This is a genomic window from Ruminococcus sp. AM26-12LB (assembly GCF_003480785.1).
In the GTDB taxonomy this organism is placed as follows: Bacteria; Bacillota; Clostridia; order Lachnospirales; family Lachnospiraceae; genus Blautia_A; species Blautia_A fusiformis.
The window spans coordinates 121,488-142,897 of sequence record NZ_QUJX01000011.1; the positions used below are offsets into that span (position 1 = coordinate 121,488).

At 46.4% G+C, this 21,410-nt stretch carries 17 protein-coding genes, 8 tRNA genes and 1 rRNA gene (1 of these 26 only partly in view); 4 read left to right on the top strand and 22 right to left on the bottom strand.

Annotated features, from left to right (window positions below):
• Nucleotides 1–48 precede the first annotated feature (48 nt).
• On the top strand, nt 49–1,140 hold the full coding sequence (locus DW694_RS09930) for an acyltransferase (RefSeq protein WP_118752922.1): 1,092 nt from the start codon (nt 49–51) through the stop codon (nt 1,138–1,140).
• A 6-nt stretch (nt 1,141–1,146) separates the two neighbouring features.
• Nucleotides 1,147–1,620, top strand: a complete 474-nt coding sequence (locus DW694_RS09935) for a transporter (RefSeq protein WP_118752923.1) — start codon at nt 1,147–1,149, stop codon at nt 1,618–1,620.
• A gap of 129 nt (nt 1,621–1,749) precedes the next feature.
• On the opposite strand, the gene DW694_RS09940 is transcribed toward DW694_RS09935, so the two are convergent.
• From DW694_RS09940 to DW694_RS09980, 9 genes are all read right to left on the bottom strand, one after another.
• Entirely contained in the window at nt 1,750–2,757 is a 1,008-nt protein-coding gene (locus DW694_RS09940; protein ID WP_118752924.1) for a calcium/sodium antiporter, read from the bottom strand.
• Nucleotides 2,758–3,097: 340 nt separating this feature from the next.
• Complete coding sequence (locus tag DW694_RS09945) at nt 3,098–3,907, bottom strand: Cof-type HAD-IIB family hydrolase (RefSeq protein ID WP_118752925.1); 810 nt, start codon at nt 3,905–3,907, stop codon at nt 3,098–3,100.
• 7 nt (nt 3,908–3,914) lie between these two features.
• On the bottom strand, nt 3,915–4,517 hold the full coding sequence (locus DW694_RS09950; protein WP_118752926.1) for a class I SAM-dependent methyltransferase: 603 nt from the start codon (nt 4,515–4,517) through the stop codon (nt 3,915–3,917).
• Nucleotides 4,518–4,538: 21 nt separating this feature from the next.
• Entirely contained in the window at nt 4,539–4,769 is a 231-nt protein-coding gene (locus DW694_RS09955; protein ID WP_015527478.1) for a hypothetical protein, read from the bottom strand.
• A 228-nt stretch (nt 4,770–4,997) separates the two neighbouring features.
• A tRNA-Arg gene (locus tag DW694_RS09960) sits at nt 4,998–5,071 on the bottom strand.
• A 158-nt stretch (nt 5,072–5,229) separates the two neighbouring features.
• Nucleotides 5,230–6,462 carry an ABC transporter permease gene (locus DW694_RS09965; RefSeq protein ID WP_118752927.1) on the bottom strand — a complete coding sequence of 411 codons (1,233 nt, stop codon included), beginning with the start codon at nt 6,460–6,462 and terminating at the stop codon, nt 5,230–5,232.
• Nucleotides 6,455–8,242 (bottom strand): efflux RND transporter periplasmic adaptor subunit, encoded by a 1,788-nt coding sequence (locus DW694_RS09970; protein ID WP_118752928.1) that lies wholly within the window; start codon nt 8,240–8,242, stop codon nt 6,455–6,457. The genes DW694_RS09965 and DW694_RS09970 overlap by 8 nt, the downstream gene beginning before the upstream one ends.
• A 2-nt stretch (nt 8,243–8,244) precedes the next feature.
• Complete coding sequence (locus DW694_RS09975; protein ID WP_118752929.1) at nt 8,245–8,952, bottom strand: ABC transporter ATP-binding protein; 708 nt, start codon at nt 8,950–8,952, stop codon at nt 8,245–8,247.
• Between the two features lie 271 nt (nt 8,953–9,223).
• Nucleotides 9,224–10,618: an aminopeptidase gene (locus tag DW694_RS09980; RefSeq protein ID WP_022427054.1), complete on the bottom strand. Its 1,395-nt coding sequence runs from the start codon at nt 10,616–10,618 to the stop codon at nt 9,224–9,226.
• Nucleotides 10,619–10,879: 261 nt separating this feature from the next.
• On the opposite strand from DW694_RS09980, the gene DW694_RS09985 reads away from it, so the two are divergent.
• On the top strand, nt 10,880–12,592 hold the full coding sequence (locus tag DW694_RS09985; RefSeq protein ID WP_118752930.1) for an ABC-ATPase domain-containing protein: 1,713 nt from the start codon (nt 10,880–10,882) through the stop codon (nt 12,590–12,592).
• A 383-nt stretch (nt 12,593–12,975) separates the two neighbouring features.
• On the opposite strand, the gene DW694_RS09990 is transcribed toward DW694_RS09985, so the two are convergent.
• The 11 genes from DW694_RS09990 to DW694_RS10040 all read right to left on the bottom strand — a co-directional run bounded on the left by DW694_RS09990 (nt 12,976) and on the right by DW694_RS10040 (nt 17,749).
• Entirely contained in the window at nt 12,976–13,707 is a 732-nt protein-coding gene (locus DW694_RS09990; protein ID WP_021650251.1) for a histidine phosphatase family protein, read from the bottom strand.
• A gap of 88 nt (nt 13,708–13,795) precedes the next feature.
• Nucleotides 13,796–14,206, bottom strand: coding sequence for a metal-dependent transcriptional regulator (locus tag DW694_RS09995; protein WP_021650250.1), 411 nt, complete (start codon nt 14,204–14,206; stop codon nt 13,796–13,798).
• A gap of 77 nt (nt 14,207–14,283) precedes the next feature.
• A complete protein-coding gene (locus DW694_RS10000) occupies nt 14,284–14,868 on the bottom strand; it encodes a TetR/AcrR family transcriptional regulator (RefSeq protein ID WP_118752931.1) in 585 nt (194 codons plus the stop codon).
• A gap of 146 nt (nt 14,869–15,014) precedes the next feature.
• Nucleotides 15,015–16,058 carry a [FeFe] hydrogenase H-cluster radical SAM maturase HydE gene (gene hydE, locus DW694_RS10005; RefSeq protein WP_118752932.1) on the bottom strand — a complete coding sequence of 348 codons (1,044 nt, stop codon included), beginning with the start codon at nt 16,056–16,058 and terminating at the stop codon, nt 15,015–15,017.
• Between the two features lie 158 nt (nt 16,059–16,216).
• A complete protein-coding gene (locus tag DW694_RS10010; protein ID WP_059086183.1) occupies nt 16,217–16,969 on the bottom strand; it encodes a tRNA threonylcarbamoyladenosine dehydratase in 753 nt (250 codons plus the stop codon).
• Nucleotides 16,970–17,184: 215 nt separating this feature from the next.
• Nucleotides 17,185–17,268, bottom strand: a tRNA-Leu gene (locus DW694_RS10015).
• 24 nt (nt 17,269–17,292) lie between these two features.
• Nucleotides 17,293–17,365, bottom strand: a tRNA-Val gene (locus DW694_RS10020).
• A 9-nt stretch (nt 17,366–17,374) separates the two neighbouring features.
• Nucleotides 17,375–17,448, bottom strand: a tRNA-Asp gene (locus DW694_RS10025).
• Between the two features lie 24 nt (nt 17,449–17,472).
• A tRNA-Ile gene (locus DW694_RS10030) sits at nt 17,473–17,546 on the bottom strand.
• A 4-nt stretch (nt 17,547–17,550) separates the two neighbouring features.
• Nucleotides 17,551–17,623 (bottom strand) — tRNA-Thr (locus DW694_RS10035).
• A 54-nt stretch (nt 17,624–17,677) separates the two neighbouring features.
• Nucleotides 17,678–17,749, bottom strand: a tRNA-Glu gene (locus tag DW694_RS10040).
• Between the two features lie 291 nt (nt 17,750–18,040).
• On the opposite strand from DW694_RS10040, the gene DW694_RS10045 reads away from it, so the two are divergent.
• On the top strand, nt 18,041–18,607 hold the full coding sequence (locus tag DW694_RS10045; protein ID WP_059086184.1) for a flavodoxin family protein: 567 nt from the start codon (nt 18,041–18,043) through the stop codon (nt 18,605–18,607).
• 196 nt (nt 18,608–18,803) lie between these two features.
• Here DW694_RS10045 and DW694_RS10050 read toward each other — a convergent pair.
• Nucleotides 18,804–18,876: transfer RNA gene (locus DW694_RS10050), tRNA-Asn, on the bottom strand.
• A 98-nt stretch (nt 18,877–18,974) separates the two neighbouring features.
• A 23S ribosomal RNA gene (locus DW694_RS10055) occupies nt 18,975–21,410 on the bottom strand (it continues 496 nt past the right edge of the window).

Below are 21,410 nucleotides of genomic sequence, written 5' to 3' on the forward strand. Positions count from 1 at the left end.
CGTTTCAGTCATGGGGCAGACTTATTTTTTTCAGGAAAGGATTTATTTATGAAGCGTATCAAAAATATCGATCTGCTCCGTGCGGGGGCGATCCTCTACATTATGCTGTATCACTGCTACGTTCTGTCCGGGCAGCCATGGCAGTCGCATACAGCCATCCACACACTTCTGACTCTTGGAGGTGAAGTAGGAGTTACACTGTTTTTCCTGTTAAGCGGATATGGGATTTATCTTTCCCTTTCTTCTTCGGAGTCGCGAGGCTGTCTCCCCGGCTGGCGGGCCTTTATGAAAAAGCGCTGCATCCGCATTATGCCCCAGTATTATGTATGTATCACGGTCCTTCTGATCTTTATGTCCACGCAGATGTTCAGCAATGAGGGACTTCGGCATATCCTGGCGTATTATACTTTTACGGAGAACTTTTCCCCAGTGACTCATGGTTCCATCAATGGTGCGCTGTGGACGATGGGCGTGATCTTTCAGTTTTATCTGATCGCCCCGTTCCTTTATAAAGCAGTCCGGAAAAACTGGCTCGTAGCTTCTGTTGTGTCCATTGTTTTCACTGTTATCTGCCGGTTCGCAATCGTCCTTTATCTCCACAATTCCGGGATTTCGGATAACTCTGTATATTTTGTATACGAGCGTCAGGTATTCTCTGCGCTGGATAATTTTGTGCTGGGAATGGCTGCTGCCGCTTTCTGGAAGCAGACCGGAGATCGTATGCAGGATTACCGGCTGAAGCTTGGACTTCCGGTTTCTATTGCAAGCACTGCACTGATCCTGGTATGGATCTTTTATTATCACAGTCACGGGCTTTATGGCACCGCTCCCTCCGGTTATCCGGCACATTCCATCCTGGCGGTCCTGCTCAGTATACTACTTGTAGGATTCTCCCTCCTACCGGAAATGGATTTCAGGTTTCTGCGTCCGCTGTACTTCGTAGCCCGGAACCAGTACGGGATCTATCTGTGGCATATGCCCATCATCATGATCCTGCAAGCCAATGCTCCATGTTTCAACACCATGAGCCAGCAGCGCTTCTGGCTGTTTTTGCCATGTATGGTGGTCATCACCTGCGTATTCGGCTATTTTGCAACCCGCTTTATCGATCATCCCGCTTCTGCGAAAAAGAAAGGATAAATTCCCATGAAAGACAGAAACGCCGTTAACCACAATATCCGCAAGCATTTTAACGAACTGATATACAACACAGCCCGTTACACAGAGATCGCGTTATCCATCGTGATCATTATCGTGATCGCACTGTCCGGACTGCGTCTGATCCTTACAACTGCCGGTACCTCCATCATGGATATGGACACCAGCTTTTTTACCAGTTTCCTGTCACAGGCACTGTCCCTTGTAGTCGGTGTGGAGTTTGTAAAAATGCTCTGCCGCCATTCCGCCCAGACTGTTGTCGAGGTCCTGCTTTTTGCAACAGCAAGGCAGATGGTCGTGGAACATCTCGATCCTGTACAGACACTGATCGGGATCATCGGTATCGCCATTCTTTTTGCCGTCCGGAAATATCTGATGACGGACAGTGATGATATGACCCCGCATCAGAAGAACGCTTCAGAAGAATCCTCAAAAAAAGCCTTCTCTTCTGAGTGCAAATGAGCATAATTGCAGAAAAGCTCCAACTGTATCCCGATATTGATACGGTTGGAGCTTTTCTTATAAATTGCATTGATATAAACCCTATACGATACTATTGTCCACGTCGGACCAGCTGCATGCCCACAGCAGCTATCTCCAGATAATATACCCTGCATAGATCAGGTACATACACACCATGGAAATTCCCTCTTTCCGGCTGATCCTCTGCTTTGTGGCCGCATAGATCCACACGATCAGCGAGAACACGATAAGTATGACAATATCAATAATATTTTCCCGGATCAGTGCCACCGGATTGATGGCAGATGCAACTCCGAGAACCATCAGGATATTAAAAATATTGGAGCCTACCGCATTTCCCACAGCCATATCCACTTCGTTCTTTCTGGCTGCAACCACGGAAGTCACCAGCTCCGGAAGGGAAGTTCCGATGGAAACAATGGTCAGTCCCACCAGTGTCTGGCTCATTCCAAGATCAATGGCAATGCGGCTGGCAGCATCCACCGTAAGATCTCCGCCAAAGGCAATGGCAAGTGCGCCTCCCACAATAAAGAGGATGCTCTTCGGCCAGGAAAGGATGCCGATTTCTTCTTCCAGCTCTTCCCTTCCTTCCATGTCCACATTTTTTCCTGCTGCCCTGGCCTTCATGGCACTTTGGATCATTACCACAATATAGCCTGCAAAAAATCCCAGCAGGATCATTCCATCCAGATGACCAAGTCTCATTCCGATCGTATCTCCTGCTGCCAGGATTCCCAGCCCCAGAAGAAGGAGCGCACAGATCATGGAAAACGGAATATCCCTCCGGATGGTTTCCTTCTGTACCAGGATCGGTGTCAGGATGGAACAGACTCCAACAACCACCATCAGGTTAAAAATATTGGAACCTACCACATTGCTGACCGCAAGCTCATTGTTATTGACCAGTGACGCCGTAACGCTGACTGCGGTTTCCGGCAGTGATGTTCCCATTGCCACAATAGTAAGTCCTATGATGATCGGCGGCACCTTCAGCCTTTTTGCGATACTGGAGCTTCCTTCTACAAAGAAATCCGCACCCTTCATCAGGAACACAAAGCCGATCACAAGAAAAACTAACACAAGGATCAGCGGTGAACTGTTTACCAGATTTTCCATTTTTCTTCTCACTTTCTTTTTTTATTTCCCATAACCCGGAGATTCATTGTCGCCCGCCCTGCTGAAAAAATTCTTTCCGACATTCTTTTGTTACATAAAAAAGACCCATGTATGCCCTGCTGCAATAAAATATAACAAAGCATACATGAGTCTCATTCTTTAAGATTTGCCAGGTTTTTCAGAAAAAACCGGGTCTGTTGACAAATCACACTTACGTGCGAACTACTCCCTCATGGAATTAAAATTTTCAATTTTTTTCAATTTAACAGAATTGTTTTTAAAAGTCAACCCCTGGCCGGTGACTTTTCTTTACCGAAAGCACATATTTTATATATCTTTATTATTTTCTGCTTTCAGAAACAATCCCTTTCAGGATCTGTAAGACTCCATCTTCACTGTATGACGGACATACTTCCCTGGCTGCTGCCTGCACTTCCGCTCTGGCATTGGCTACCGCATAGCTCCTTCCCGCTTTCTGAAGCATGGCGATATCGTTGAGGTTATCTCCAAATGTACAGGTTTCCTCCGGAGAAATTCCTAACTGTTTCTGGATAAATTCGACAGCTGTACTTTTTTCGCCCTCCGGCGGTGTACTGTCCATCCATTCTTTTCCGGCAGCCGCCAGCGTTACCTTATCCCTCCATGCCGGTGTAAAATACGGTGCACAAAGCTCCTCGCACCGTTCCTGGTGATAGACAGAGAATTTCAGCACCTTTTTTCCCTGAAGAGAAGAAAGATCATCCACTTTTCTCATATCATAGCCATAGGAATCCCGCAGCCACCGGAACATCCTTCCATTCTCATTCTCCGCATAGCAGCACTCCGGTGTGGCAATAAAGCAGTCACATTCCAGCATTTTTTCTTTCACCATATGATGCATGCGTTTCCAAACCTCATCCGGAAGTGTATGTACCTTCAGGATCTTATCATTCTTCCGGATTACCGTACCGCCATCTGACACAAAATACACCAGATTCTTCACCGGCTCAAACAGCTTCCTCTCACTGTCATACTGCCGCCCGGAACACACCACAAAGGTAATTCCCAGCTCAGTCAGCTTCCGGATCACTGTCATATATTCCGGATTGATAGTCATGGTCCCGTCTTTTACAAGAGTTCCGTCTACGTCTGTTGCGATCAGTTTTATCATGTTGTTTTTACTCCTCTCCCATCTGAAATACCAATACCCTCTCTCTCTGATTTTTCCCTTCAAAAAGATCCTGGCAGTCGATCTCGTCCAGGAATTCCAGTTCCTCTACAGTCATCAGATATGAAATATATTCGTCAGATGGATAATAGAAAAACAGTAGCATTTCTCTTGTTTTTTCGTACCAGGATTCCCGGATGCGGCCGATGACGCTTCTCAGTATTTCCACAGAAAAGGGATTGAAAAAATAAAATCTGTCTGCGGACTCCGGCACCTGAAAAAGGGCCGCATTCTCCAGTATAAATGATGTTTTTGTCCCGGAAACAGCCCGCTGCCTATTTTCTTCTGCGGCTTTTGTCATACGTTCATCGTACTCCACGCCTGTGGTCCGGCATCTGACCTGCCACGCCAGAAAAAAATCCACTCTGCCTTTTCCACATCCGTAGTCGATCAGATGATTCTTTTTCCCCAGATATCCACAATAAGCCAGCCGTTCCAGCACCCCGTACGGCGTTGGCTCGTATGGATAACAGTACTGATCCGATCTGGAATCGTCACGACCGGTGGTTTTGATCTTCAGCAGCTTATCATATTTTACTTCATTTTGATCCATGCTTCTGTTAATCTCCGTTCGCTACATCGGGCAGCTTCGTTTTTCCTCTTTATCCATATCTCCATGGACATACCTGGCATTGAACTCCATATTGATCTCACGGATCTCTTTCTTTCCGTCAATATAATCCTGATACATATCCGCAAGCCTCGCCATACAGCCATCACAGTTCGCGGAAATATTTCCAAGAGATTCCTCCACGATCTGTTTACGTTCCTCTTTTGTTGTATCTTTGATCAGATATCCTGGCATTGTTTTTTCCTCCTGATAGGTTCACCTCTATTTCAGATGTTTTGTACTTTCATTGTTGTTTACTTTTTCCTGTGAAAAAAGCTGCTTGTATCAGACAAACAGCTTTACAAAAATTTTTCTTTTCTGTTTTTTTATTCTACTCTGGCCCACTACCAGTGTCAATACAATTTTTCGCCTGTTTCCGAAACACAAAACAAAAGCCTCCGGAACAATTCCAGAGGCTTTATACGTGCGTTAGAGGATTCGAACCCCCGACCTTTTGGTCCGTAGCCAAACGCTCTATCCAGCTGAGCTAAACGCACATCTTTGTTGCTTTTCCTTTGTGATATTTCGTATCACCGCTGCAACAATATGTATGATACTCTAAGACCTATAAAATGTCAAGGGTTTTTTGAAACTTTTTTTGATTTTTTTTAAAAATATTTTTTATTGCTATTTTTGATGCAAAAGCAACAGTTTTCTAGTTTCTTCTGAGTGCCTCGATAGGACTGAGTTTGGCTGCTTTTCTTGCCGGATAGATTCCGAAGAATACACCTACTGCACAGGAGAATAATGTTGCCGCCAGGATGGTTCCCAGACTGATCCCTGGTGTGATGGTGGTTCCCATACTGTTTCCGATCACCGCACAGATCACATGACCCCCTGCGATGCCAAGCACAATGCCGATCAGGCCACCCATGATGGTCAGGATCGCTGCCTCAGCAAGGAACTGAAGCATAATGGAAGAAGTCTTTGCCCCAAGGGATTTACGGATGCCGATCTCCCTAGTACGCTCTGTGACGGACACCAGCATGATATTCATAACACCAATACCGCCTACCAAAAGGGAAATTCCCGCAACAAAAGAAATAAATGCGGTGACCATTCCAAGCATCTGGTTCATGGATTTCATGATATCCTGGAAGCTCTGTACCTGGAAATAATCGTCTCCGGCACACTGATGGCGTCTCTCCAGAAGATTTACGATCTTATCTGCCACCACCTGGGAATCCAGATTTTTATCTGCCTGGACTGTGATCTGATAAAACTCACCGGTACTTCCTGTAAAGTCATCCATGGCCGTATAAGGCACGTTAATGGACACAGGCATGCCATCATAGGTATAGCTAACAAAAGTGCCGTTCTCCTTCTGTGCGGTAACTCCGCAGATGCGGAACGTTTTGGTCAGATCATAGCAGGTGACATCCAGAGTCATTCCCACTACATCGTCCGTTCCAAAAAGCCGCTTCGCATCAGCATCGGAGATTACGCAGACATTTTTTCCCTCTTCCACCTCTTTCTGCCCGAAATAGCTTCCGTACTTCATAGAAGCATTGTCCACCAGCTTGGCATCCTGGGCCTCCCCGGTCACAGTCAGATTAAAATCACCTTTTCCGGTTACAGTCTCACCGATATAGGAATCTGAAACATTGACACCTTCCACGCCATCCAGTTCCCGGACTGCATCAATATCCTCCGGCTGGATCCAGACATTATCTGCAGTGGCATCATCGCTGCAGTAAACCGCGATCTGACCGCCGCCGATATCATTGATCTCACTGTTCATCTGATTCTTGGTTCCCTCACCAATGGAAACAATGGCGATCACCGACGCGATACCGATGATGATACCCAGCATGGTAAGAAACGATCTTCCCTTATTGGCCATAATATTGTGGATCGCCATTTTGATATATTCATAAATATTACTCATTGGCAGTCTCCCCTGTCTCTGCTGCACTGTCAACATCCGCTGGCGCTGCCTCTGCGGTCATTCCCTCTTCCAGGGAACCCAGATCCTCGATGACCTCGTCTCCTGCCCTGATTCCATCTGTAATTTCAACAAAATCCTCGGAGCTGATTCCCGTTGTGATATCCTGTTTTGTGATCACACCATCTTTCAGCACATAGCAGAAAGAACCATCTTTACCGATATTTACCACACCTGCCGGAAGCGTAACTACATCTTCAGCCTTTTCCGCATAGATCTTCACCTTTGCGTCAACACCGAGGAAAATATCTTTATCAGGTTTGTCAATGCTGACGGTAGCTGCGATCAGAGTAGAACCTTTCTCATTGGTTGTCGCAATGTGGCTGATCTTTGTCACTTTACCGGTATATTTCTTATCACCAATGGTGATATCCGCAGTCTGGCCTTCTTTTACCTTTGCATAATCATACTTGGATACATTGATATCCACGCTGACTTTATCTGTATTCTGCAGGGTAAAAAGTTCCATTCCCTGTGTCACTGCCGCGCCCTGCTGCACTGCAGACTTGGAAATAACGCCATTAAAATCTGCCGTGATGCCTTTTTTTCCTTCTTCAACAAGTTCTTTTGCGGATTTGGCATCCAGTTCTGTAAGATTATTGCTGACACGCAGCTTCTCTTTTTCCTCCTTTGTAAGGCTGGTGGAATCTGCCTCTGCAATGGATTTCTGTGTCGCAAGATCAGACTGAAGATCTGCCAGATCAGAACTTGCCTGCTCAATGGCATTATCAATTCCTGAAGTATCCACAGATGAACCTGTGGAAGCAGCGGATACACTTCCCTGGTCTGTCAGATCCTGTCCATCGTCCTGTGTTCCGTCTGTAACAAAATCTTCCCCTCCTGCACTGCTGTAATCCGAATATTCCGGCATTTTCGGCTGAGCCGCCTTTTTATCCTCGTAAGCTTCTTTCGCCACCTGACAGTCGATCTCAGCCTGGCTTCTTGTACTCTCCGCTTCATCCAGTGCCTGAGCGTTCTCATCACTCTGGTCTGCCTGCCACTGGGCAAAAGCCATCTGGTAATTATTATCCGCCTGGTTATACTCGCTCTGCGCCTTAATATAGGCAGCATTCAGCTCGCCCAGTTCTTTCTGATACTGAGGAAGCGTTTCATTCTGATATGTAGTAAGCGCTGCCGCATATGCTCTCTGGATTTCTGCCTCCTGGGCTGCCTGAGCATCGGCTTTTGCCTGGGCTTCCGCCTGAGCCTGGGCCTGTGCGTCTGCTGCTGCCTGCGCCTGTACAGATGCCAGCTGAGATTTCAGTGATGCCAGATAGTTCTGCTTATCTTTCACCTGCTGTTCCAGACTGGAAACTTTTGATTTGGCGTCATTCTGTTTCTGCTGTGCCTCATCGGATTTATTGATGGAATTTTTGTAATCATACTCTCCGGATTTCACATTCAATTCTGCCTTCTGATTATCTCTCTCCAGATCTTTCAACTCAAATTCCACAAGTTTTGTGCCCTTTGAGACAGAATCACCTTCTGCAAAAGATACGTTTTTTATCTGCGCGTTTACCGGTGAATAAAAAGTTTTCTGTTCATCACTGACCACCGTTCCGGTTGCGTCCACGATTTCTTCCACATCTCCGGTTTCCGCCTTTGTAACTGAAACCTGAGGAATCTGTGTCTCACCGCGGCTTCCTCCCGCTACTGCGTAAATACCGCCTGCCACAACAGCCACTGCTGCCACACCGATCACAATCTTTTTCCCTTTTTTCATTCTTAAGCCTCCTCGACAAATTCCTCATTGATCGTATCTGATTCAATTTTTCCATCCAGGATCCGGACCACACGTCTGGCCTGAGCCGCGATCCCATTATCATGAGTGATCAGGATCAAGGTTTCTCCTGATCTGTGCATTCCCTTCAGGATCTCCATAATTTCCCTGCTGGATGCAGAGTCCAGATTTCCCGTTGGTTCGTCCGCCAGGATCACCGGCGGCCTGGCTGCGATAGCTCTGGCAATAGCCACACGCTGCTGCTGTCCCCCTGACATTTCATTCGGCTTATGATCCATACGTTTCTCAAGTCCGACTTTTTTAAGAGATTCCACAGCAAGCTTTCTTCTTGTTTTCCGGTCAATCCCGCGGTAGATCAGAGGAAGCTCCACGTTTTCCAGAGCCGTAAGATTTGCAATCAGATTAAAGCCCTGAAAGATAAAACCAATCTCCTTATTTCGTACCACCGAGAGATCGTTATCCTTCATTGTGGATACATCTGTTCCATTCAGATAATATTTCCCGGAGGTGGGGACATCCAGACAGCCCAGCATGTTCATAAAGGTGGATTTTCCGGAACCGGACTGTCCGATAATAGCCACAAATTCCCCCTTATAGATCTCCAGGTTCACATGATCCAGCGCCCGCACCTCATTTTCTCCGGGATTGTAAACCTTGCACAGATCTACTACCCGTACCAATGCATCTTCCATAATAAAATTACTCCTTGTAAAGTAAATCAGTCCCAGGCAAGCCTCTCCTCTGCTTATTGCTTTTCGCCATTGAAGCAGAGAGCTTCCCTGATCAGGTTAAAAAATACAGAGCGAAGTCTGCAGGGGATACTGCTGTTTCTCGTCGGAACGCTCCAAGCAAAAACAGCAGCAGGCAGACTGCTCTGTCATTTCCGGGAAACCCCCGCTCATTGATCTGTAACGAAAAGCTCACCTGAATGTCTTCAGAACTGACGCACATTTATACATCTGTTTATGCATCAAGTAAAAACGCCTTATATGCCTTGTATGCCTCATATACATCTGCCTTGCTGGTAACCTCCCACGGAGCGTGCATACTCAGCACTGCCACGCCACTGTCGATAACCTCCATTCCGTAAAGTGCCGCAATATAAGCGATGGTTCCGCCTCCACCAAAATCAACTTTTCCAAGCTCTGCTGTCTGGAAAGCAACATTGTGATCATCAAAAATCCTGCGAACTCTTGCAACGTACTCTGCATTGGCATCGTTGGAACCGGATTTTCCTCTTGCCCCGGTGAATTTGTTAAGAACGATACCGCGTCCAAGATATGCTGCATTCTTTTTCTCAAAAGCCTCACCATAGGCCGGATCATAGCCGGCACTTACATCAGAAGAAAGCATGCTGGAATTACGGAGAGCTCTTCTTAATGCAAGCTCGGAATAGCAGCCCATTCCGTCCAGAAGCTCTGCCACGCTGTTCTCAAAAAATCTGGACTGCATGCCTGTGGCACCAACGCTTCCGATCTCTTCCTTATCTACAAGGAGACAGCAGCCGGTACGCTTCGGTGTCTCCTCCATCTCCAGCATTGCCGCAAGGGATGTGTAAGCGCATACACGATCATCCTGTCCATATGCTGCGATCATGCTGCGGTCAAGTCCACAGTCTCTTGCCTTTCCTGCCGGAACGATCTCCAGCTCTGCTGAAAGAAAGTCCTCTTCCTCAATACCATACTTCTCATTTAAAATCTTCAGCACATTCTGTTTTACCGCATCCTTTTTGGAATCATCCGGAAGCTCTGCAAGAGGTCTGCTGCCGATCAGGATATCCAGCATCTCACCCTCAATAACCTCTGCTGCCTTTTTCTGGAGCTGTTTTCCGGAAAGATGGATCAGAAGATCTGTGATGTAAAGTACCGGATCTTCCGCATCCTCACCAATGCTGATCTCCACAATGCTTCCGTCCTTTTTTGCAACAACACCATGCATGGCAAGAGGCAATGTCACCCACTGGTATTTCTTTACACCACCATAATAATGGGTATCCAGATAAGCCAGATCCGTATCCTCGTACAGAGGATTCTGCTTGACATCCAGTCGCGGAGAATCGATATGTGCACAGAGAATGCTCATACCTCCGGAAAGCTCTTCCGTTCCTACATGAAACAGAGCAACGATCTTCTTCATCCCTACCGCATAAACCTTGTCACCTGCCTTGATCTTCTCGCCTTTTTCAAGCTTCGACTCAAGAGATTCATATCCGGCAGCCTCTGCTTCCTTCACGATTTCTGCAACACATTCCCGTTCCGTTTTTCCTTTATCCAAAAATTCTCTGTAAGCCTTCGCAAGCTTCTCCATTTCTGTCTCTTCTGCTTCCTTATAAGAAAGCCACGCATTTCTTCTTTCCATTTTAGTGGTCCACCTTTCTTTATAGCTTCCGGCAGCTGCCGTTTCTCATCATATTATCTGCAATCTGTCTACTATTATAGGTCAAACATTTACGAATTTCCACCGCAATTCCCATTCTTTACAAAATCTTTATGATTCGTTATAGTAGTTCTTAAGAATTGGCCCTGTATCCAAAATTTTCAGGTATCTCACACACGGAAAGCTTTCTGTTTCACCGTAGACTTTACCTGTATGCTCCAACAGGGCAAAGGAGGAAACAACATGCAAGCATCTGCTCAGCTAAAAGAGCTTCTTCACAGCATCAACCGCAAAAGCTATCCTGCATACAAGTCTCTGCGGGGTGCATACCAGTTTGACCGTTATATTTTGTCCATTGACCACGTGCAGGGGGATCCTTTTGCCTCTCCCTCTCACATCAGTGTGAAGCTTTCCCACCGAGACACCGGATTTCCGGCAGAATATTATAAGGATTCCCTGACCCGCATCACACTGGGAGACTTTCTGAACCGCCAGTTTGAACAGCAGGTAAACCGTTATACCTTCCGTGCAAAAGGCTCCGGAAAAAGCGGCCTGATCTCAGTAAGCCACTGTGGTCAGGAGGTTCTTGCACGTACCGCCTGTGAAATAACGGAAAAAGGCATCACTGCCCGTTTTTTCATCGGTTTCCCGGCCAATGGCAGAACCATCAACTCTCCCGAACTGGAAAAAATCCTCTTCGATTTTCTTCCGGTCTGTATTCACAAGGCATTTTTTTACCGGAATCTTGACCCGGAAGCGCTGAGAAAAACCATCTGCCTTGCCGAAGATCAGGCATTTATCCGTCAGGAGCTGAAAAAACGTTCTCTGGCTGCCTTTGTCAGTGACGGCGCTATCCTCCCCAGGGAAAGCGGCATCTCTTCACGCCCGATGAAAAATTCTGTTCCTTTTGTTTCTCCGGAAAGCCTGAGAGTTTCCATGGAGCTGCCCCACAGAGGAACCATCACAGGCATGGGCATTCCCTGCGGCATCACCTTGATCGTAGGTGGCGGCTACCATGGCAAATCCACCTTACTTAACGCACTGGAGCTGGGAATTTACGATCACATTTCCGGCGATGGCCGGGAGTATGTCATTACCGATCCTTCTGCACAGAAGCTTCGCTCTGAGGACGGCCGTTTTATCAAAGATGTGGACATTTCTCTTTTTATCAACGATCTTCCAAATAAAAAAGACACCCTCTGCTTTTCTACAGAGGATGCCAGCGGCAGCACTTCACAGGCTGCCGGTATCGTGGAGAGTATGGAGGCCGGAAGTAAAGTCTTTCTCCTTGACGAGGATACCTCTGCCACCAACTTTATGGTCCGTGATTCCTTCATGCAGCGGGTGATCTGCCGGGAAAAAGAGCCCATCACTCCATTTCTGGAACGTGCCCGGGATCTCTATGAAAAGGCAGAGATCTCCACTATCCTGGTTGCCGGAAGCTCCGGAGCTTTTTTCCATATTGCGGATACTGTGATCCAGATGGATAATTATCATCCGGTGGACATCACAGCAGTCACCAAAAAGCTCTGTCAGGAATATCCTCTCTCAGACATTGAGGCCCCTGCATTCCGCCTTCCGGAAAGCCATCGCATCATGACCAGGACCAAAGTGGCTCCATCCCGCCACAGCCGTCCCGGACAGCCGGAAAGACCGAAAACCAAGGTTCACGGCAAAGATGGCTTTTCTCTTGGAAAAACCGAAGTGGATCTCCGCTATGTGGAGCAGCTGATCGACTCCGAGCAAACTGCATCCCTGGCGTTGCTTCTGAAATATGCCTGCGAACATCTTATTGACGGAAAACGTACTCTGCCGGAGATCATCACTTATCTGGATACTCAGCTGAAAAGGCAGGGATTGTCCTTCTTCTCGGAAGGCTCTTATATTCCATGCGGTTATGCCATGCCCAGGATCCAGGAAATATATTCCTGCTTTAACCGCTATCGCAGGCCGTAGCTGTACCTGAAGCTGTATATCCAATAAATCTCAGACAACAAAAAACGCTGCCGATAAACATTGGAAATCTTTATCTCCTCTGTCATTCGGCAGTTTTTTTCTGCAATGCAAAACCACCGTCCTGTCGGCTCTGTCTTGCCAATGGAACGGTGGTTTATCTTCATACATATTTTAGGGAAAGGAAAGAGTTTTTCTTAAGAGCTTCTGTTCTCTTAAGATGTTTATATCATACAGGATAAATGTGAGAGAAATTTGTACAATTTCTAATAAATTTATAAAATTTATTAACGAAGTCTAATCATTTTCCAAAATAATCCTGCTGATCATTATTTACCATGGTCTTCCAGAAAAACCCGAAATATTACAGCCGTTTCTTTCGCTTTTTAGTCGTGTCTCTGCTCTTTGTTATCATATGTCTCACAGAATCTAGCAGCAAAAGCCGGCGGCTCCTGATGCGCATACAAATGAGAAATATCTCCAAAAGAGCTCATACGGAAGGACGCGATCCCTTTTCGCCTCTCCTCTGTAACAATGGTGCTCACCGATGACGGCGCCGCACAGAAATTCTGCAGCATCACCAGCGGAGAGATACTGAGAAGATAGCTGATGAGTACACAGCTTACACCGAAATGGCAGAAAAACACAAGCGTATCTTCATTGGCTTTTTCTGCTCTGTAATAATGTCCTTCCCGCACATAGCCATGCTCTGCCAGAACTTTATCAAAATTCTGTGTGACCCAGTCATACTCTTCTTTCATTTTTCCCTCTCGCAGGATGTCATTATCCCACCAGCGGTCAAAGCTGTAGAAATTTTCGATTTTCGTCCAGTCCTGTGGAAGCCAGTCCCAGGGAATGATCTTTTCCCCATGAAGATCCGGTCTTCTGATCTTTACGTCGAATTCTCTCAGCCACTTGCATTCTGTAGCTGTTCTTCCGTTTTTCTTCAGTGTGCAGGATGCGGTATCCTTTGCTCTTCCAAGCGGAGAAACATAAAAATCCCTGACATCAAGAGCTGCGATCTTTTCAGAAAGAAATTCCGCTTCCTTCCAGCCCTTTTCGGTCAGGGAATCTATTGTGTAATCCGGGTCTCCATGTCGTATAAAAAGTAATTTCATCTTTTGGTATCCTCCATTTCATAACCTGGATTTCCATTATATTCTTATTTTTTCAGTTGTCAATTCCTGATAGCTTCTGCTGCAGGGATCAAACCTGATCCGCGGTTTCTCCATGGAGCACAGCCTGCTGCTCCCTCAGCTCATAAACTGCCTTTTTCAATGCCTGAAAGCTCTCCTCACTGATTATGTGCTCGATCCTGCAGGCATCATGAATCGCTGTTTTTTCCTGGACTCCCAGTATCATCAGCCAGGAAGAGATCAGCTGATGACGTTCATATACCTTATCGGCAATCTTATGTCCGTCCTCTGTCAGACGGATATCTCCGTTGTCGGCTACTGTGATGAGATTTTTCTGGCGAAGATTCTTCATGGCAACACTGACACTCGGTTTCTTAAAGCCCATCTCTGCCGCGATATCCACAGCTCTTACAAGAGAGCTCCTGTTTCCAAGGATCAGGATCGTTTCCAAATAATCTTCAGATGATTCATTTGATCTCACGTTATTTACACCTCCCTCGGTTTGTTAAAACTAACCAAGTTAATCATAACATACTTTAGGAGAATGAGCAATGGTTTTTAATGCTTTCTGTTTAGTTCTGCCTCAATTGCCAGAAGGCACTGGCTTGAACATATCTGCAGAATTCTGGAAATTTCCAGGAGTTTTTCCCTGGAGCAGTTTCCCCGGAACAGTTCACAATATCCCTGAAATTTCATCTGTACCAGGATATGTACCAGCTCGTGATCAACTTCTTGTCCACATTCCTTTTGAAAACGTTCATTAAGGATCTGCTCCATTTTCGTACAGGCATCCTCACGGAAATTCACATATCTGGTACCTTCAGCTCCATCTATGAGGATTTTTGCGATGTCCCTGTTTTCCCAGATAAATTCCACAAGTATCCTGTCATATTCTTCCGGATGCAGTTGTTTTTCCTGATCCGTAAAGTCTCCCATGATCCGCTTCAGATCCTCTACCGTCTCTTCCACGATTTCTTCAAAAAGAGCTGCTTTACTTTCAAAAAAGAAATATAGCGCTCCCGTAGTCACATCTGCTTTTTTGCAGATTGCACGAAGAGAAGCCTTCAGAAATCCCCTGTCTCTGAATTCTTCCTTCCCCGCTTCCAGAAGTCTGCTCCGCACAGCATTTTCTGATTTTTCCATATTTTACGCACTCCATCATTTTTCCTGCATTCCGCTTTGCAGGAAAATTCCGCTTATTTCTGACCAGCTGTTAATTTTTTAGCAATCTGATCTTACTGATATTTTACCTTAAATCGCTGAAAAAAGAAAGTATTTTGTACCCCGTGTCAATCTGTCATCGGGGAATCTCCACGGTCTGTAACGATTTCATAGCCTACAGACTCCACACGTCTGGTAAGGCACCCTCTGCACTCTGCTGCTTCCTCGCCTGTACAGATCTTGTTATCATAAAGCTCATACTGTTTACGGTTCTTCACCGGAGAAAGATTGGGCATTACTACATTTGCACCCGCCTGAAAACCCTTTTCCCTGCCTCTGGGGTCCAGGGTCCCCAGTGCTGTGGTTGCCGGAAGAAGTACCTGTGGAAGCAGGATCCGGATGACAGACAGCAGAAACAGTGTCAGATCCACACTTCCTGCCGGTTCCTCTGCAAATTTCGTATCATGGTGCGGGACAAATGGTCCGATCCCCACCATATGCGGATTCAGGTCTTTAAGAAAAACAAGGTCTTCCGCCAGATACTCCAGCGTCTGTCCCGGCGCACCTACCATAAATCCGGCACCTATCTGATATCCCAGTTCCTTCAGGGTATAAAGACACTGTTTACGGTTTGCAAGACTTAAACTCTCCGGATGAAGATAACGATAATGTTCCTCACTGGCCGTCTCATGACGGAGTAAATAGCGGTCTGCTCCGGCATCTTTAAATCTCTGATAGCTTTCTTTTGATTTCTCCCCAATGGACAGCGTGATCGCACAGTCCGGATATCCCTGTTTGATGGACCGGATGATGTCAACCATCCGGTCATCATTAAACCATGGGTCTTCCCCTCCCTGGAGCACAAATGTCCGAAATCCCAGCTCATAGCCATTCTCGCAGCACTGCAGGATTTCTTCCTTTGTAAGGCGGTAACGGCTGGCATTCCTGTTAGAACGGCGGATCCCGCAGTAATAGCAGTCATTTCTGCAGTAATTGGTAAATTCTATCAGACCTCTTGTATATATTTTATTTCCAAAATATTTTTTCTGTATACGGACAGCCTCTTCCCGAAGCAGACGAACCGCATCCGGATCCTGGTATAAATGCAGAAGTTTCGGATATTCTTCCTTTGTCAGCTGTCCTTCTTTTATAAATTTTTCAACGATCCCCATACTTTATCTGTCCTTCTCTTTTATTTACAAAACTATCTGTAAAAAATATTTTATCACAAAAAAACAGATATTGCACAATATAAGTATACATGCAATATCTGTTCTTACAGAATGATTACTGTTCATTCCGTTCTCAGTAACACAGAATGATCCAATTTTCATTTAATAAGATCCTTTACAACCTCACCGGCAATGATCAGTCCCACTACGGAAGGCACGAAGGCATTACTTCCCGGTACCTGACGTCTCTGAGTACATTTTCTTTCTGTTCCCGGAGGACAGATGCAATGAGACTTGCAGCTGATCGCCATATCATCAATTGGAGTCATTGGCTTCTCCTGTGAGTAAACCACCTTCAGTTTTTTGATTCCTCTTTTTTTCAGTTCACGGCGCATGACCTTTGCAAGGGGACAGACGGACGTTTTATAAATATCTGTCACTATAAAACCTGTTGGATCCATCTTATTTCCGGCCCCCATAGAGCTGATGATCGGTGTTCCTGAAGCCTTTGCCTGCTCTACAAGCATCAGCTTTCCGGTTACAGTGTCGATCGCATCGACTACATAATCATATTGGGAAAAATCAAAGGAATCTGCTGTCTCCGGCACATAAAATGTTTTGTGGATATTTACAACTGCATCCGGATTAATTTCAAGAATACGTTCTCTGGCCACGTCAACTTTATATTTCCCTACGGTCTTTCTTGTTGCATAAATCTGGCGATTGATATTGGTGAGGCATACTTTATCATCATCAATGAGATCCAGGGTACCTACGCCACTTCTGACCAGTGCTTCCACCGTATATCCGCCAACACCGCCAATTCCGAATACTGCGACTCTGGAATTTTTCAGCTTTTCCATTCCTTCTTTTCCGATTAATAATTCTGTTCTTGAAAACTGATTCAGCATTTTCTGACATCTCCTTATATTCTTTCCATGTATATTTATACTGACAACGGATATATTTTTTATATCTGTCCGATTTGTTTTACAACTGTCAGGATTCTATCATGGGAAAATAGCCTTGTCAATATCCCTACCAATAAGCTAGGAATATTTTCCCGTTTTCATCAATAAATTTTATGATACAAAAAAAGATCCCTAAAAAGGAATCTTACTGATACTGCGGGTAGCCGGACTTGAACCGGCACGGAGTTGCCCCCGAGAGATTTTAAGTCTCTTGTGTCTGCCTATTCCACCATACCCGCATATTCAATTAATTTGTTCAAAAATGGGGCCTATAGGGCTCGAACCTATGACCCTCTGCTTGTAAGGCAGATGCTCTCCCAGCTGAGCTAAGACCCCAAATATGAACGACCCAGAAGAGACTCGAACTCTCGACCTCCGCCGTGACAGGGCGGCGCTCTAACCAACTGAGCCACTGGGCCATACAGAATATAAAACTTTTAAAATGGACCTTCGGGGACTCGAACCCAGGACCGACCGGTTATGAGCCGGTTGCTCTAACCAACTGAGCTAAAGGTCCAAAAAGCCGATGATCGGACTCGAACCGATAACCTGCTGATTACAAATCAGCTGCTCTGCCAATTGAGCCACATCGGCGTATTAAACACCAAATGTTGAATCGAGTCAATGAATATCCAGTTTAGTTTTAAGTGACTCCAAGGGGATTTGAACCCCTGTTACCGCCGTGAAAGGGCGGTGTCTTAACCGCTTGACCATGGAGCCATATTTCTTTTTTATGTTTCGCTGTTTTGTATTTCCCTCAGCGACGAGTTAAATAATACCATACCTTTTTTATAATTGCAAGCTTTTTTTTGAAAAATTTCAATTTTTTTTACAAAGCCGGAAAACAGGCCGAAAAGCCTTATAAAATGGGCTTTCCAAGGGTTTGTATTTTCTTTCTCAAACCCTACCCGGGAAAATTTTTTCTGTTTTTTTCAAACATTGACATTATTTTTTCTCTGTATATAATTGAAAGTATGATGACTTAAAAAATCATATGAAAGGATGACAATAATGAAAGTTTTATTACTCAACGGCAGTCCTCGCAAAGAAGGCTGCACTTATACAGCTCTTACAGAGATCGCAGAAACCTTAAAGAAGAACGGTGTGGAGGCAGAAATCTTCCAGGCCGGGGATCCTTCTCAGGAAAACGTTGCTGCCGCAGCTGCCATTATGAAAGAGGCTGACGCCCTTATTGTTGGTTCTCCGGTTTACTGGGCTTCTCCTTCCGGACAGATCATCGAATTCATGGATAAATTCGCTTCCAAGGCCGGAAAGGATATGATCCACAAGCCTGCCGCAGCTGTTGCTTCCGCAAGACGTGCCGGTACTACTGCTACTCTGGATGTTCTGATCAAATACTTTACCTATCATCAGATGCCTGTCGTGTCCGGAAACTACTGGACAATGGTTCACGGCAATACCCCGGATGACGTCAGAAAAGACGCTGAAGGCCTCCAGATCATGCGTACATTAGGCAATAACATGGCTTGGCTGTTAAAATGTATTGAAGCCGGTAAAAAGGCCGGTATCGACGCTCCGGAAACAGAGCAGAAGATCATGACTAATTTCATTCGATAAGCCGGAATTTCTCTGTCATAGCTTTATAAATTTATTGATTATCTCTAACAGTCAATATTTCTATTTGTAGTTACAAAAATAAACGTGCAGATATAAATAAGATATATTTATATCTGCACGTTTTTACATCCTTATCCTGTCACAGATCAAGCATAAAAAAATCCCATAAACTTTACATTTACAGGAAACAAAAAAACTCCCCCTGTTGGACTCGAACCAACGACACTGCGGTTAACAGCCGCATGCTCTACCGACTGAGCTAAGGAGGATTACTTAAATATTTAATTAAGGTTTGTACCTTAAAAACTACATACATGCTTGTTGATCGTTAACCAAACTCTTTGAATCAATTCTTAACCTGCGTTTCTTGGTCAAGCCCTCACCCGATTAGTAACAGTCAGCTCCATGTGTTACCACACTTCCACCTCTGCCCTATCTACCTCGTCGTCTTCAAGGGGGTTTACTTCATAAGAATGGGATATCTCATCTTGAGGGGGGCTTCACGCTTAGATGCCTTCAGCGTTTATCCCTTCCGGACTTGGCTACCCGGCCATGGCTTTGGCAAGCCAACCGGTCCACCAGCGGTCCGTCCATCCCGGTCCTCTCGTACTAAGGACAGCTCCTCTCAGATATCCTGCGCCCACGCCGGATAGGGACCGAACTGTCTCACGACGTTCTGAACCCAGCTCGCGTACCGCTTTAATGGGCGAACAGCCCAACCCTTGGGACCTACTACAGCCCCAGGATGCGATGAGCCGACATCGAGGTGCCAAACCACTCCGTCGATGTGAACTCTTGGGAGTGATAAGCCTGTTATCCCCAGGGTAGCTTTTATCCGTTGAGCGATGGCATTCCCACTTAATACCACCGGATCACTAAGCCCTACTTTCGTACCTGCTCCACCCGTCGGTGTCGCAGTCAAGCTCCCTTCTGCCTTTGCACTCTTCGAATGGTTTCCGTCCATTCTGAGGGAACCTTTGGGCGCCTCCGATACCCTTTCGGAGGCGACCGCCCCAGTCAAACTCCCCGCCTGGCATTGTCCCACCGCCGGATTACGGCGGCTGGTTAGAAGCCCAATATCACAAGGGTGGTATCCCAACAGCGGCTCCGCGGCAACTGACGTTACCGTTTCTCAGCCTCCCACCTATCCTGTACATGCAACACCGGACCCCAGTGCCAAACTGGAGTAAAGCTCCATGGGGTCTTTCCGTCCTGGCGCGGGTAGCCAGCATCTTCACTGGCACTTCAATTTCACCGGATGTATTGCCGAGACAGCGCTCAAATCATTACGCCTTTCGTGCGGGTCGGAACTTACCCGACAAGGAATTTCGCTACCTTAGGACCGTTATAGTTACGGCCGCCGTTTACTGGGGCTTAAATTCAAAGCTTCGCGTTACCGCTAACCTCTCCTCTTAACCTTCCAGCACCGGGCAGGCGTCAGCCCATATACCTCACCTTTCGGTTTCGCATAGACCTGTGTTTTTGCTAAACAGTTGCTTGAGCCTATTCTCTGCGGCCTGCTCTCGCAGGCACCCCTTCTCCCTAAGTTACGGGGCCATTTTGCCGAGTTCCTTGGCAATACTTCTTCCGCCGGCCTTAGGATTCTCTCCTCATCCACCTGTGTCGGTTTACGGTACGGGTACAATATGAACGATAGCGGCTTTTCTTGACGCATGGCTCACGGGCTTCGTTACTAAAATTCACTCCACATCACGTCTTCCCATTGCATGGCGGATTTTCCTACCATACTGGTACCTCGCTTGTACCGGGCTTTCCATTCCCGGCTCCCGCTCTCCTTACGTGTCCCCACAGTTCTGTCATACTGCAGTACAGGAATATCAACCTGTTGTCCATCGGCTACGGCTCTCGCCCTCACCTTAGGTCCCGACTCACCCAGGGCAGATCAGCTTTACCCTGGAAACCTTGGATATTCGGCCTAGAGGATTCCCACCTCTATCTCGCTACTCATTCCGGCATTCTCTCTTCCATGCAGTCCACAGCTCCTTCCGGTACTGCTTCTTCCCGCATGCAATGCTCCTCTACCAATCTTTTCAGATTCCTTAGTTTCGGTGGCGCGTTTCAGCCCCGGACATTTTCGGCGCAGGACCTCTCGACCAGTGAGCTATTACGCACTCTTTGAATGTATGGCTGCTTCTGAGCCAACATCCTGGTTGTCTTCGAAATCCCACATCCTTTTCCACTTAACGCGCACTTTGGGACCTTAACTGTAGGTCTGGGCTCTTTCCCTTTTGACCGCCCAACTTATCTCGTGCAGTCTGACTCCCGGTGATATCTACACGGCATTCGGAGTTTGATATTCTTCGGTAGGCTTTGACGCCCCCTAGGAAATTCAGTGCTCTACCTCCGCAAGACTCACACCGAGGCTAGCCCTAAAGCTATTTCGAGGAGAACCAGCTATCTCCGGGTTCGATTGGAATTTCTCCCCTATCCACACCTCATCCCCACCCTTTTCAACGGATGTGGGTTCGGTCCTCCACTACCTCTTACGGCAGCTTCAACCTGGACATGGATAGATCACCCGGTTTCGGGTCTACTCCTACTGACTCTGGCCCTATTAAGACTTGGTTTCCCTACGGCTCCACACCTGAAGTGCTTAACCTTGCCAGTAAGCGTAACTCGCCGGACCGTTCTACAAAAAGTACGCGGTCGTACATATAAAGTACTTCCACAGCTTGTAGACACAGGGTTTCAGGTTCTCTTTCACTCCCCTCCCGGGGTCCTTTTCACCTTTCCTTCACAGTACTATGCGCTATCGGTCACTAAGTAGTATTTAGCCTTAGGG

What these genes read in the sequence shown, in the direction of transcription:
- DW694_RS10045 (WP_059086184.1), top strand. Translation starts at nt 18,041, where the DNA reads ATGAAAGTTTTATTACTCAACGGCAGTCCTCGCAAAGAAGGCTGCACT.
- DW694_RS09940 (WP_118752924.1), bottom strand. Translation starts at nt 2,757, where the DNA reads ATGGAAAATCTGGTAAACAGTTCACCGCTGATCCTTGTGTTAGTTTTT.
- DW694_RS09950 (WP_118752926.1), bottom strand. Translation starts at nt 4,517, where the DNA reads ATGGATCAAAATGAAGTAAAATATGATAAGCTGCTGAAGATCAAAACC.
- DW694_RS09945 (WP_118752925.1), bottom strand. Translation starts at nt 3,907, where the DNA reads ATGATAAAACTGATCGCAACAGACGTAGACGGAACTCTTGTAAAAGAC.
- DW694_RS09930 (WP_118752922.1), top strand. Translation starts at nt 49, where the DNA reads ATGAAGCGTATCAAAAATATCGATCTGCTCCGTGCGGGGGCGATCCTC.
- DW694_RS09990 (WP_021650251.1), bottom strand. Translation starts at nt 13,707, where the DNA reads ATGAAATTACTTTTTATACGACATGGAGACCCGGATTACACAATAGAT.
- DW694_RS09965 (WP_118752927.1), bottom strand. Translation starts at nt 6,462, where the DNA reads ATGAGTAATATTTATGAATATATCAAAATGGCGATCCACAATATTATG.
- DW694_RS10010 (WP_059086183.1), bottom strand. Translation starts at nt 16,969, where the DNA reads ATGCTGAATCAGTTTTCAAGAACAGAATTATTAATCGGAAAAGAAGGA.
- hydE (WP_118752932.1), bottom strand. Translation starts at nt 16,058, where the DNA reads ATGGGGATCGTTGAAAAATTTATAAAAGAAGGACAGCTGACAAAGGAA.
- DW694_RS09935 (WP_118752923.1), top strand. Translation starts at nt 1,147, where the DNA reads ATGAAAGACAGAAACGCCGTTAACCACAATATCCGCAAGCATTTTAAC.
- DW694_RS09955 (WP_015527478.1), bottom strand. Translation starts at nt 4,769, where the DNA reads ATGCCAGGATATCTGATCAAAGATACAACAAAAGAGGAACGTAAACAG.
- DW694_RS09975 (WP_118752929.1), bottom strand. Translation starts at nt 8,952, where the DNA reads ATGGAAGATGCATTGGTACGGGTAGTAGATCTGTGCAAGGTTTACAAT.
- DW694_RS09970 (WP_118752928.1), bottom strand. Translation starts at nt 8,242, where the DNA reads ATGAAAAAAGGGAAAAAGATTGTGATCGGTGTGGCAGCAGTGGCTGTT.
- DW694_RS09980 (WP_022427054.1), bottom strand. Translation starts at nt 10,618, where the DNA reads ATGGAAAGAAGAAATGCGTGGCTTTCTTATAAGGAAGCAGAAGAGACA.
- DW694_RS09985 (WP_118752930.1), top strand. Translation starts at nt 10,880, where the DNA reads ATGCAAGCATCTGCTCAGCTAAAAGAGCTTCTTCACAGCATCAACCGC.
- DW694_RS10000 (WP_118752931.1), bottom strand. Translation starts at nt 14,868, where the DNA reads ATGGAAAAATCAGAAAATGCTGTGCGGAGCAGACTTCTGGAAGCGGGG.